This window comes from [Clostridium] ultunense DSM 10521, from assembly GCF_000511955.1.
Classification (GTDB): Bacteria; Bacillota; Clostridia; order Tissierellales; family Tepidimicrobiaceae; genus Schnuerera; species Schnuerera ultunensis.
Map to the genome: position 1 here is coordinate 486,751 of NZ_AZSU01000002.1, position 13,001 is coordinate 499,751.

Consider the following 13,001-nt stretch of genomic DNA (forward strand, 5'->3'; position numbering starts at 1 on the left):
TTTTGTTACTATTATTATAGATTGTTAGAATATCTTCTCTAAGCTTCTTATTAAGAGTTTTCCACTTGTTTCCAGGCTTTTCCTTATGCTTATCATAATAGGTGCTTCTAGGATATTTTAGCACCTTGCACATAGTATCTATGCTGTGTTCCTTAGAATTAGCTTTTATTATTTCAAATATAATATCAGGATTTATTTGGTTGCGAATATGGCCATAGCTTTTTTTAATATATCATTTTCTTCCTTAAGTCTTGCATTTTCCTTCTTGATTTTTAGAATTTCTTCAAGATTTGTGGTATCTCCCTTTACATCTATCGGTGTTTTCTTCTTTACCCAATTACGTATTGCTGTTTGGCTTAGGCCATATTCGTCTGCTACTTCCCTAACTGTTTTTCCTGATAATACTAACTCTGCAATCATTATTTTGAATTCATCTGTATAAGTTTTTCTTTTAGACATTTTATGGACACTTCCTTCCTCATTTAGTAGTATATAAAAAACCTTATTTAGTGTCCATACTTATATACTAACATCAAAGTATTTGATATAACTTCAACAAATGTAACATACAATATATTCCTTTCTTGCAATATTTTCATTATCTACATCTTAAGATTCATTGATAAAACAAACTTCGTATGATACAATAGCAAAAAAAACCTAATCTTTTTAGAATTTTAATCAAATTTTAATCTTTCTTAAATGGTTTTTGAAGCTTCTGTTGTTATAATTAAGTCACATTAAATAACAGGAGGTTATGTTTATGATTACTTTAGAGCAGGTTGAGAAATTACGTCAGAGAGCTAATATATCTTATGATGAAGCAAAAGCAGCCCTTGAAGAAACTAACGGAGATATGCTTGAAGCAATAATTAATCTTGAAAAACAGAATCGTATTAACCCACCTAAAGGAGGAGGTTATTACAGTTCAAAAAATTCACAAGAAGACAGAAAAAAAGGACAGCATAGTGAAACTGGGGAAAGTGGTACAAAAGCAGATTATGGTGCATCTTTTGGAGAATTAATAGGTAGGTTTTTTAGATGGTGCGGCAAAATAGTAAATAGAGGAAATAGAAACCATTTTGAAATTATTAAAGACGGAGATAAAATAATGTCAATACCGGTAACTGTATTAGCAATTCTTCTAATATTTACCTTCTGGATAACCATTCCTATTATAATATTAGGACTATTCTTTGGATATAGATATATGTTTAGTGGTCCTGATTTAGGAAAAGAGAATGTTAACCGTGCCATGGACTCAGTGGCTGATGTGGCTGAAAATCTAAAAAAGGAAGTAAAAGGTGAGAAATCTAATGGGGAGAATTCTGATAATTGAGGATGAGGAAAAAATAGCACGTTTTATTGAATTAGAGCTTAAATATGAGGGATATGAAGTAGAAAAGGCTTTTAATGGAAGGGATGGGCTGGAACTTGCTAGAACCCAGCCCTTTGACCTAATTCTACTAGATATTATGCTTCCGGGTATTAATGGAATTGAAGTTCTCAGAAGGATCAGACAATTTTCTGATTTACCCATTATTCTTCTTACGGCTAGAGATGCCGTTGTAGATAAAGTTACGGGCCTTGATGGAGGGGCTGATGATTATATCACTAAACCTTTTGCAATAGAAGAGTTGCTGGCCAGAATTAGGGTTGCACTAAGAAAAAAGGATACAGGCAATAAATTGGAAAAATCCTCGGAGCTGGTTTTAGAACCTTTACATCTTGATCCTATGAAAAGGGAAATCAGAGTAAAGGATAATTTGATACATTTGACTAAACGGGAATTTGATTTATTACACTATCTTTTGGAAAATAAAGATATTGTTTTAAGTCGCGAAACTATACTTGAGGAAATTTGGGGTTATGATTTTTCAGGTGGAACTAATGCAGTAGATGTATATATTAGATACCTTCGTGCAAAGATTGAAGAACCTTTTGGATTAAAGATAATATATACTGTGCGGGGAGTGGGGTATGTAATAAAAGATGAATAGAAAGAATGGATCTTCAACCAATTTCACTACAAAAATACGGTCCTCTCTCGTTATAAAATTAAACGTAGGAATGTTAGGAAGACTACTTTCTGGGTTTTTGGCAATAAATATTCTTATACTTCTAATGGGTTCTTTTATTATCCTTTGGAAGGTTGAAGAAGGAGTTCAAGACATAATTGGCATTATAGAGCTACCTACCGATAATTTAGAACTCATAAATTATAGAAATAATAACTATCAAGTATTAGTGGGAGAGGATTTATCAAAAGGTATTAAACTTCCTAAGGATATTCAAAAAAAATTACCTGTAAAAATTCTTGATGCAAAACGAAGTATCAATATACTTAAACATGATAAAGAGTTAAGGCTGCTGGAAAAAGTTGATTTAGTAAAATATACTATTGGATTTACTATTGATGGTTTATCTTATCAAACTATATATTCTTTAGGTTCAGATCTAAGGCTATTCATATATTTATTCCTCATTATTTTAATATTTGAACTATTAATACTGATTGGAGAAATAGGGAAGGGTTCAAGGATGATAAGGAAGACCTTAAAACCTTTGACTGATTTATCTGAAACAGCAAAAAGCATTAATAAAGAAGTATCCTCTATGTCTGATGGAACTAATATTAAAGATTTAGCAGGGGCCATTAGCAATATTGATGCTAATAAGCTTGATAGTCGTATTTCTATTGACAGTTCTCAAAATGAGCTTAAAGATTTAGCTACTGCAATAAATGATATGTTAAATCGTATTAATGATTCATATCAGTCTCAAGTTCGGTTTGTTTCCGATGCATCCCATGAACTAAGAACCCCTATATCCGTTATACAAGGATATGCAAATCTATTGGATCGATGGGGAAAAAGAGATGAGAAGACTATGGAAGAATCCATTGACGCAATTAAAACTGAAGCAGAAAACATGAAAGAATTAGTGGAGCAACTTCTTTTTCTTGCTCGGGGAGATAACGAAACTATCCAACTTCACAAGGAAGTTTTAGATGCTTGCGAAATAGTGGACGAGATAATTCGAGAAGCTGAATTAATTGATAAAAGCCATAAATTTGAAATGGATCTAATTAGACCAGCCTATATTAATGCAGATAGACAACTTCTTAAACAAGCCATACGAATACTAGTGGACAATAGTATAAAATATACACCAAGTGGGGATAAAATATTCCTTAGAATTATTAATAAAGATGGATATATTCATATTACAGTCCAAGACAGTGGCATTGGAATAGATCCTGAAGATTTGCCCTATATATTTGATCGTTTTTATCGTTCAGATGAGTCTAGAGCGAGAGAAACGGGAGGTTCTGGTTTAGGCCTGTCGATCGCAAAATGGATAATAGAACGCCATGGAGCATATTTTGAAATCTTGAGTAGGGTGGATATAGGTACTCGCATAACCATTATTTTTCCTGCAGCTGGGAATACAGATTCTGAAGTTACAGTTCAAGAATGATATGATATAATTAGAAGAGAACAAGCAAATCAAACGCTTGTTCTCTTATTTTTTCTTAACTATTAAGAGGATTATTTTCATTTAAAAAGTTTAATCGGTCATTTAAAAATCTGATATGTCTATCTACTTCAGAACTCATTTGTTGAAACGTTTGTTTTGTTTCTTGGTCTTCTGTTGATTCCGCCATTAAAGAATAACTGCCTTTGGCTGCTTCACAAGAAGCTATTGCTTTTTGTAAATCACTTTGTACAGTCATTTTTTCACCTGCCTTTCCAAATTAGATTAACCAAAAGTAAAACTTAAAATTCATGATAAATAATTGAAAACTTCTAGAATTTATAAAGATTAAACCAAAATTTTATTGGTTTAGATTGTTACATTTATGTAATTAAAAAGTATATATAAAATGTCAATTTGTTTATTTTGTTTATTTTTAAATTATATAGAATATTTTAAAAACTACTTGATAAAAAAATATTAATATGGTATTATTAATGCAATATAAATTGTATACAAAATTATATATAAAAATGTATACATGTTTGAATACTATATCAAAATGGTAAATGAGAGCAGAAAGGAGTGCTATACGATAATGAAAAAAAACTCAAATGGTGCAACCAGTGATGAAGTAACTGAAAAATTAAGGGATGCAATAATTTCAGGTGAATTTATTCCTAGAGAACGGTTAATTGAAGATGAGTTAGCAATAAGATTTCAGACCAGCAGAACGCCTGTCCGAGAAGCAATTAGAAATCTTGCATCTGTTGGTCTTATAAAAATCGAGCCTTATAAAGGAGCTGTTGTTGCAGATATAAATGCTGATGAGATTAGGGAAATATATATAGTAAGAGCTAATCTTGAGGGATTGGCTACAAAACTAGCTACTCCAAATATTCCCAATGAAACATTAATTTTTTTAGATAATATGCTAGAAGAAATGGAAAAAAGTATTATACAAGGAGACCGTAATCAATTCGGAAAATGGAATATTAAATTCCATACTACTATTTACAGTTATTGTCAGAACAAGATTTTATATCAATTAATTGAAGAACTTTTAGATAGATCGGCTTTATTCCGACAGTCATCATGGGAATCTCAAAGGCATTTAAAAGTGGTAATGAAATCTCATAGGGAACTTTTATCTGCAATCGTTGAACGCAACGCAAAAAAAGCTCAGGACATAGTAGAAGAACATATTCAGTTATATATAGCAGAGAGTTTATCAAATAATGAATAGAAAATATACTAATTATTGTAAAGTTGTAAAAATACATTTAATCTAACTTAATTGCTAATATTAATATTTTTAATTTGCTGGCAGCCTAAATGATAAACGTTTAACGATCAGTATCCTAATAAGGTTGTTTATGGTATAAAAGGCATTTAAAAATTTATTATATAGGGAGTGATAAAATGGATTTTGCGAAGTATATAGCTAGAAGAGTACTTCAAATGATACCTGTAATTATCGCAGTTACTATATTTAATTTTTTAATAATTAATTTTGCACCTGGGGACCCAGTTACGGTGTTGGCTGGAGAAAATGCGACTCAAGAATATATGGATGAGTTACGTGAAGCATATGGCTTGAATGAGCCTATTCTTGTTCGACTAAAATTGTATATGCAAAAATTATTAAAAGGTGATTTAGGTGTTTCATATACATATAGACAGCCGGTTGCAAATATTATTAAAGAAAAAATGAAAGTTACACTTATGTTAGTCCTGCTAAGTGAAATAGCTACAATAGTAGTGGGTACTGCATTAGGAGCATTAGCAGCAAGACATGAAGGTAAAACTCTTGACAATATTATATCAAACGTATCAATGATGTTATATTGTATGCCAGTTTACTGGTTAGGTATGTTATTGATACTCTTTTTTGCAGTTAAGTTGCAATGGTTGCCAAGTTCTGGTATGTACAGTTTTGGTTCACAAAAGTATTCAAAATCTGTTGATTTGATAAGGCATCTGATACTTCCAAGTTTAACATTATTCTTAGTTCGTTTACCTACCTATATCAAGTTAACACGTTCAACAGTTGTTGAAGTAGCTCAAGAGGATTATATTAATTCAGCTAGGGCTATTGGATATAGTGAAAAGGACGTTTATAAAAAGCACGCTTTGCCAAATGCGCTATTACCAACTGTCACTGTTGCTGGAATGTCGCTTAGTACTGTGTTCTCTGGAGCTCTATTAACGGAAACAGTTTTCTCATGGCCAGGAATGGGAAGAATGATTTTTGATGGTGTCGCCTCAAGGGATTATCCCATTATTATGGGTGGGTTTTTGGTAACGACTATATTGGTTGTAGTTGGAAGTTTAATTACAGATCTAATATATATGTACTTAGATCCAAGGGTGGTGCATTCATGAGAAGATTAAAAATATTTATAACTAATAAACAAACTATTATAGGATTATGTATACTTTCAGTATTGCTAGTATTTGCTATATTTGCTCCTGTAATTAGTCCTGGGGATCCATTATTTTCAAAAGGAGCCCCAATTCAAAGGCCTAATAAAGAACATATTTTTGGAACTGATAATATGGGACGAGATGTATGGGCAATGATTGTTTGGGGAAGTAGAATTTCCATGGTGTTTGCATTTGGTGCTGCAGGAATTTCGCTGATAATAGGAGTTGTACTTGGGGCTTTATCAGGTTATATTGGTGGAGTTTTTGATGATATTATGTCAAGAATTTTTGAAGTGTTTTATATTATTCCACGTACATTCTTAATAATTCTAATGGTTGCTATATTTGGTTCTAGCGTAACTTTGATGGTAATCATAGTGGGTGCTACAATTTGGCCATCGAATGCAAAAATTATGAGAGCTCAAGTGTTAACATTGAAGAGCAGGACATATGTACAAGCTGCTGAAGTTGCAGGCGGGAAAAGATTAAGTATTTTATTTAGGCATGTTGTACCTAACGGAATTGGTCCTGTCTTATCCAATTCAACATTACAAATGGCACAAGCAGTTTTGACAGAAGCAAGTTTATCTTTTCTTGGACTAGGGGATCCCTCGGTGGCTTCATGGGGGAAAATTTTACAAGCTGGACAAAGCCATATATCATCAGCACCTTGGCTAGTTATAATACCAGGTATAGTGATTGCGCTAATGTTACTAGCTTTTAACTTATTGGGAACTGCACTGCAAATGACTCTAAATATTAAACAGCAATTAATTGAATAATATAATAATTTTTTAATACTTTAGTCAGATATAACTGGAAAGGAGTATAGGCATGATTCTTGAAGTTAAAGACTTGACAGTTGAGTTTCAAATTGGCAAAAATTTTCTTACGGCTGTAAATAATGTTAATTTTGGGTTAGGACAACAAGATAGTCTTGGTTTAGTTGGTGAATCTGGTTGTGGTAAAAGTACAACGGGTTATGCACTGATGAACTTACTCCCCAAAAATGGAAGGATTTCTAATGGGAAAGTCCTAATAAATGGTGTTGATATAGTTACTGCATCTGATGCTGAAGTTAGAAGTATTCGCTGGAAAGAGATATCGATGATTTTTCAAAATGCTATGACTGCTCTCAATCCTGTTCAAAAAATAGGCGATCAAATAGTAAATGCCCTACTAGAACATGAGACTATTTCTAGATCCGAGGCAATAGATAGAGCAAGCTATTTTTTTGAAAAAGTAGGCATTTCTTCGTCCAGATTAATGCAATATCCTCATGAGTTCTCTGGAGGCATGAAGCAAAGAGCGGTTATTGCATTAGCGCTTATTTGCTATCCGAAAATTTTAATAGCAGATGAACCTACAACGGCTTTAGATGTAGTGGCCCAACGACAGGTAATAGAATTATTGATTGATTTACAGAAGGAATTAAATTTGAGTATGATATTAATTTCTCATGATATATCAGCAGTTGCAGAAGCATGTGAAAAAATTGCAGTTATGTACGGTGGTGAAATAATGGAAATTGGTCCCACAAGAGATGTATTGATTAGAAATAACCATCCTTATACAAATGCTTTAGTTGGGTCTTTTCCTTCATTGCACAAACCAATATCAAAATTAACTCAAATACCTGGAAGCCCCCCTAATCTTGCTGATATGCCTAGTGGATGTTCTTTTTATCCTCGCTGTACATATGCACAAAATATATGCTTACATGAAAAACCACCAATGCGTTCAGTTCGTTTTAATAAATTATGCAAATGTCATTTTGCAGAAGAACTTGATTTTAATCAGTAAGGAGATGATTTAATGGGTGACATAATAGTAGAAAACCTCAGCAAAGATTATGTTCTCAAAACTGGGTTTATAAAACAACTTAGGGGGAAGGCAGAAACTGTCAGTGCGGTTAATGATGTCTCTTTAGTAATAAACGAAGGTGAAGTTCTTGGGTTAGTAGGAGAATCGGGCTGCGGCAAAACTACTTTAGGTAAAATGTTAGTTAAGATAGAAAGTGCCTCCTCTGGAACTATTATGATTGGAGATAAAAATATTGTAAATATTAGAAGGAAAGAACTATTTGATTTTAGAAAAGATGTCCAAATGATTTTTCAAGATCCTTATGATTCTTTAGATCCTAAAATGACAGTATATGATATTGTGGCAGAGCCATTACGTTATCTAAAATTAGCAAAAAATAGTGAAGATATGATAGAGAAGATTTATGAAATGTTGCGTTTAGTAGAGCTTTCTCCACCAGAACAATATGTGAATAGATATCCTCATAGATTATCTGGAGGACAGCGACAAAGAGTAGCAATTGCACGGGCACTAATAGTAAATCCTAAGTTTGTTGTCGCTGATGAACCTGTTTCAATGTTGGATGTTTCAATTCGAGCAGGCATACTAAATTTACTACAGAAACTTAATCGGGAGAATGGTATTAGCATATTGTTAATTACCCATGATTTGGCAACAGCAAGATTTCTTTCCCATAGAATTGCAGTAATGTATCTTGGAAAAATTGTAGAATTGATATCTTCTAATAAGTTAATGGAAATGGCTGTACATCCATATACAAAATTACTTCTATCATCAGCTCCAGATTTATTTGCAGATACTTCAAATCGTATTGAGATAAAAGGAGAAGCAGCAAGTGCTACAGCCCCTCCAAAAGGTTGCAGATTTTCACCAAGATGTAATTATGCAATTGCCAGTTGTTTTGAAAAAGAACCAGAATTAACGGAAATAGAAAAGGATCATTTTGTAGCTTGTAACAGAGTTTTTGAAAGGGAATGAAAAATAAATTTAAGAAATATAACAAGGAGGAATTAAATTGAAAAAGATTACATTAAGTAAAGCACAAGAAGAAAGAGCTGAGGAGTTAATACAGACATCTGTTTTTATTGATGGATTATGTGGTAATATCATAAATCCTGAACCACCTGTTATTGAAGGTAAGACATATATTGAACGATTGCTTGAATCTGGGATTACAGCACAAAGTATTACATTAGCATCACCTGCAGGTAGCTTTAAGGATGTGTTGAAAGAGATATATAGTTATTATAACTTGTTCAATTACTATCCTGATAAAGTTATGCAAATTAATTCAGTATCAGATATTGAAAAAGCTGATAGGGAACACAAGATAGGCGTAATTTTTAGTCTCCAAAATGCAGCACCAATTGGTAGCGATTTCTATAAATGGAGTATATTAAGCAGATTAGGCTTAAAAATTTGCCAACTTACATATAATGAACCCAATGTTTTTGGACATGGATGTTTGTCTGATGAAAACGGGGGTCTTACATTTTATGGTAAGCAAGCTATTAGAGAGATGAATCGTCAAGGAATTGTTGTAGATCTTTCCCATGTTGGAGAAAGAACTAGCCTTGAAGCTATATCTGCTAGCTCAAAACCTTGCATATTTAGTCATTCAAATGCAAAAACGGTAACGCCATCAAAAAGGAATATAACAGATGAAATGATAATAGCTGTATCTAAGAAAGGAGGTTTAGTTGGATTAAGTTCGCATGCATTTTTATGTCATCATGAGGTAGGTGTACAACCAACACTAGAAGACTATATGGAACATTTCGAATACTTAGCAAATTTAGTCGGTACAGATCATATTGCAATTGGTTCTGATATTTATGAATATTATACAAAGTTTTATTGGGAAACCAAAACTAAACTATTATTCAATAGTCCATGGTTCTTTGAAACTGTTTTCAACGCTGATTTAAAACGAGTTGATCAGTATGTAAATATTACACGTGGATTGGTTGCTATAGGATTTTCAGATGAAGATATTAAAAAAATATTAGGATTAAACTATTTACGTGTATTTAGAGAAGTGTGGGGAGATTAATACAATAATATTAAAAATAGGAGGATGACAATTATGAAAAAAACAAAGGTGCTATTACTAATTATGGCCATTTGTATTTTGGTAGTGGGTTGTTCTAACACTGATGTTAGTAATGAAGCTTCTAAACCTGATGGAGATGTTGAAAAGGGTGAAGAAGTAAGTACTGATGAGCATTTATATGGTGGTTCATTGGTTGTAGCAACAAAACTAGAGCCAAGCAGTTATGTCTATAACTATACTTGGGATGGAGCGATACCATATATTAATCGAAATATTTTTTCAAAACTTGTTGCTTATGATGAATCTACAGGTGAATTGTATGGAGATTTGGCAGAATCATGGAGCAACTCAGATGATCTCAAGACCTATACATTCAATTTACGACAGAATGTTAAATGGCATGATGGAACACCTTTTACTTCAGCTGATGTTAAATGGACTATTGAAAGTATTTTAGAATATGGTGAAGGTGCTAATGGATATCAAGTATTATCATTAGTCGATGAAGTTGAAACACCAGATGATTATACTGTAGTTTTGAAGTTAAAAGAGCCTTCAGGAGTAATGGTAAATAATGTTGCAGATTATTATGGTTTCGATATTTTACCTAAACATTTATATGAAGGAACAGATGTTGACAATAATCCTAATAATTTTAAACCTATTGGAACTGGACCATTTATTTTTGAAGAACATGAAATAGGTAGTCATTGTAAGTTAATAGCAAATGAGGATTATTTTGGTGATGGTCCCTACTTAGATGAAGTTGTTTTTGTATTTACTCCATCTGAGACTACTGCGATGACTTCTATTGAGGCAGGTGAAGCAGGATGGATGACTGCATCTCCAGCGTTTGCAGAAATAGAAAGATTGAAAAATGCCAAAGGTGTTGCGGTAGATATGCAACCTACTTCAATAACACAGTGGATGGGATTCAATATGGATGGTTCAAGAGAATACGTTTCTGACCCTATTGTTAGAGAAGCAATTTGTTATGCTCTTGATAATGAAGAAATTGCTGAAAAATTATATATGGGTCTGGTAAAACCTGCAACAAGTTGGTATACAACAATTGTAGACTGGGCAGATAATAAGGATTTAAGGTTACCAGAGACAGACATAGAATATGCAAATAAATTATTAGATGATGCTGGTTATGAAAAGGGAGCAGATGGTTATAGATTTACTCTAACATATAGATGTTTTCCTACATCTATATTTGGAACTACAGATATACCCCTTTTTGTACAGCAACAATTAGATGCAGTAGGAATAAAAGTCGAGATCGAACAATATGAATGGGCACTACGGACAGAAATGTTAGATAACAAACGAGATTGGGATCTATGTGCTGGCGGTGGAGATAGAGGACCTGATGCTTCAAATTTTGCTAGTTATTTATTATCTAATAGTGCAAGTAACAAAATGCGATATTATAATGAAGAAATCGATTCGCTTTTTGAGCAAGGTGAACAAGTAGTAAAATATGAAGAAAGAGCACCCTATTATTTCAAAGTTCAAGAAATAATTTCGAAAGACTTACCAATGTATAATTTCGTTGAATATGCAATTCCTCGTGTATATAATGAAGAATATACAGGATTTTTCTGGCAAGAAAATTCAGGGAACTCAGCAAATCATATGGTAAATACCGTTGAGTGGAAAGGTGGAGCACCTAAATAATAGATTAATTATTTTGGGGGTAGGGTGATAATTGCCCTACCCAATTAACTTGATGAGGAGGAATATATTTGAAATTATTTTATAATTTTGGATTAATTGATGTTATTAAAAAGGAATATATAGACAATAGTTACATGATTGTTGAAGGAGAAAATATAGTTGAAATCGGATCTGGCGATAAACTAACAGAAGAACAAAAGCATAAAGGAATAAATCTTCAAGGCAAAACTGTTATGCCAGGAATGTTTAATATACATGCACATGCATTGTCCACTCCTATTGCAAATCCAGCGTCTCTTAATTGGGAAGAACCAGCAAAATTTGCGATTAGAGGCTTAATTCATCTTCAACAACATTTGAAATCCGGCGTAACTTTTGTAAGAGATATGAATGGCAGAAAACAAGTAGAAACTGGTTTGCGAGATGCAATTCGAGAAAAAATTGCCCTTGGTCCAGATTATTATGTAGCTGGTCAATGCTTAACCATGACTGGAGGACATGGTAGTAATACAGGACGTGAATGTGATGGTCCAATTGATTGCAAAAAAGCTGCAAGGGAACAGTTAAAGCGTGGAGTAGATTTTATTAAAATAATGGCAACAGGAGGTGTAATGTCTCCTGGGATGAATGAAGATGAAACCCAATTGGACGAAGATGAAATGGCTGCAGCAATTGCGGAAGCGCATAAAGTTGGGAAAAAAACTGCAGTCCATGCTCATGGTGCATCGGGTATAAAGAATGCGGTTCGAGCAGGAATTGATTCAGTAGAACATGGTAGTTATCTAGATGATGAATGTATTGAGCTAATGCTTGAAAGAAATACTGCATTAGTACCAACCCTTTCCGTGGATTATTATCTATTCAAATACGGGTCTGAACGGGGAGTACCTTCTTACGCTATGGAAAAGGCAAAACGAGCTCATGAAGCACAAATAGAAGGTTTTCTTAAGGCTTGGGATGCTGGTATACTTATTGGAGTAGGCACAGATGCTGGAACACCATTTAATCCTCACTATGGAACTTATATGGAGTTCGTTTCAATGGTTGAATTGGGTATACGTCCAATTGATGCTTTGGTGGCTGGAACTATTAACTCTGCCAAAATAGTTGGAGTTGATGAATGGTGTGGAAGTTTAACTGTTGGGAAAAAAGCAAATTTTATAGTTTTAGAAGAAAATCCAATGGATAACATTTGGGCACTTAAAAATGTTGATCAAGTATATAAGGATGGGCAACTAGTATTAATTCCAGATATTGAGTATCTTCCTCACCTTGAATAAATGTAAGCTTAATTAATATTATAATATAGACAAGTTTGTAAAAATTTATACCCCTTTAATTTTTTTGAATCTAAATACCGCCCGTTTTACGGGCGGTATTTAGATTACTTATCAATTGCCTTTTCCAATTTATTCATATTGTCATATCGTCCAATTCCTAAAATTATAGTCACAAACATTACGGCCAATATAGCATAAGAGTATAATACATATGGGGTTACCTGAGTCGCTGAAAGTGGTACAGCACTGTTCTTAGC

The 13,001-nt window shown here is 33.2% G+C and carries 13 protein-coding genes; 11 read left to right on the top strand and 2 right to left on the bottom strand.

The features are described from left to right. Positions 1 to 192 precede the first annotated feature (192 nt). Positions 193 to 459, bottom strand: a complete 267-nt coding sequence (locus CUL_RS0105165; protein WP_025640467.1) for a transposase — start codon at positions 457 to 459, stop codon at positions 193 to 195. A 304-nt stretch (positions 460 to 763) separates the two neighbouring features. Here CUL_RS0105165 and CUL_RS0105170 point away from each other — a divergent pair, with 304 nt between their 5' ends. Genes CUL_RS0105170 through CUL_RS0105180 form a run of 3 tightly spaced genes read left to right on the top strand, consistent with a single transcriptional unit; the run spans position 764 to position 3,480 of the window. Then, entirely contained in the window at positions 764 to 1,339 is a 576-nt protein-coding gene (locus CUL_RS0105170) for a DUF4342 domain-containing protein (protein WP_005587206.1), read from the top strand. Continuing rightward, on the top strand, positions 1,317 to 2,000 hold the full coding sequence (locus tag CUL_RS0105175; RefSeq protein ID WP_025640726.1) for a response regulator transcription factor: 684 nt from the start codon (positions 1,317 to 1,319) through the stop codon (positions 1,998 to 2,000). Before CUL_RS0105170 ends, CUL_RS0105175 begins: the two co-directional genes overlap by 23 nt. After that, on the top strand, positions 1,993 to 3,480 hold the full coding sequence (locus CUL_RS0105180) for a sensor histidine kinase (protein ID WP_005587203.1): 1,488 nt from the start codon (positions 1,993 to 1,995) through the stop codon (positions 3,478 to 3,480). The genes CUL_RS0105175 and CUL_RS0105180 overlap by 8 nt, the downstream gene beginning before the upstream one ends. A gap of 55 nt (positions 3,481 to 3,535) precedes the next feature. Here CUL_RS0105180 and CUL_RS0105185 read toward each other — a convergent pair whose 3' ends face one another. Continuing rightward, complete coding sequence (locus tag CUL_RS0105185) at positions 3,536 to 3,736, bottom strand: DUF1657 domain-containing protein (RefSeq protein WP_005587202.1); 201 nt, start codon at positions 3,734 to 3,736, stop codon at positions 3,536 to 3,538. Between the two features lie 339 nt (positions 3,737 to 4,075). On the opposite strand from CUL_RS0105185, the gene CUL_RS0105190 reads away from it, so the two are divergent. The 8 genes from CUL_RS0105190 to CUL_RS0105225 all read left to right on the top strand — a co-directional run bounded on the left by CUL_RS0105190 (position 4,076) and on the right by CUL_RS0105225 (position 12,744). Beyond that, positions 4,076 to 4,723 (top strand): GntR family transcriptional regulator, encoded by a 648-nt coding sequence (locus tag CUL_RS0105190; protein WP_005587200.1) that lies wholly within the window; start codon positions 4,076 to 4,078, stop codon positions 4,721 to 4,723. Positions 4,724 to 4,899: 176 nt separating this feature from the next. Then, positions 4,900 to 5,862 carry an ABC transporter permease gene (locus CUL_RS0105195; protein ID WP_005587198.1) on the top strand — a complete coding sequence of 321 codons (963 nt, stop codon included), beginning with the start codon at positions 4,900 to 4,902 and terminating at the stop codon, positions 5,860 to 5,862. Next, the gene (locus CUL_RS0105200) at positions 5,859 to 6,686 is read left to right on the top strand and encodes an ABC transporter permease (protein WP_005587197.1); all 828 of its coding nucleotides are present in this window, start codon (positions 5,859 to 5,861) and stop codon (positions 6,684 to 6,686) included. The genes CUL_RS0105195 and CUL_RS0105200 overlap by 4 nt, the downstream gene beginning before the upstream one ends. Before the next feature lie 52 nt (positions 6,687 to 6,738). After that, positions 6,739 to 7,707, top strand: coding sequence for an ABC transporter ATP-binding protein (locus CUL_RS0105205; RefSeq protein WP_005587196.1), 969 nt, complete (start codon positions 6,739 to 6,741; stop codon positions 7,705 to 7,707). Positions 7,708 to 7,719: 12 nt separating this feature from the next. Further along, on the top strand, positions 7,720 to 8,706 hold the full coding sequence (locus CUL_RS0105210) for an ABC transporter ATP-binding protein (RefSeq protein ID WP_005587195.1): 987 nt from the start codon (positions 7,720 to 7,722) through the stop codon (positions 8,704 to 8,706). A 37-nt stretch (positions 8,707 to 8,743) separates the two neighbouring features. Continuing rightward, positions 8,744 to 9,781 (top strand): dipeptidase, encoded by a 1,038-nt coding sequence (locus CUL_RS0105215; RefSeq protein WP_005587194.1) that lies wholly within the window; start codon positions 8,744 to 8,746, stop codon positions 9,779 to 9,781. A 33-nt stretch (positions 9,782 to 9,814) separates the two neighbouring features. Next, entirely contained in the window at positions 9,815 to 11,464 is a 1,650-nt protein-coding gene (locus tag CUL_RS17910) for an ABC transporter substrate-binding protein (RefSeq protein WP_005587193.1), read from the top strand. A gap of 68 nt (positions 11,465 to 11,532) precedes the next feature. Continuing rightward, positions 11,533 to 12,744 carry a metal-dependent hydrolase family protein gene (locus CUL_RS0105225; RefSeq protein WP_025640728.1) on the top strand — a complete coding sequence of 404 codons (1,212 nt, stop codon included), beginning with the start codon at positions 11,533 to 11,535 and terminating at the stop codon, positions 12,742 to 12,744. Positions 12,745 to 13,001: the final 257 nt, after the last annotated feature.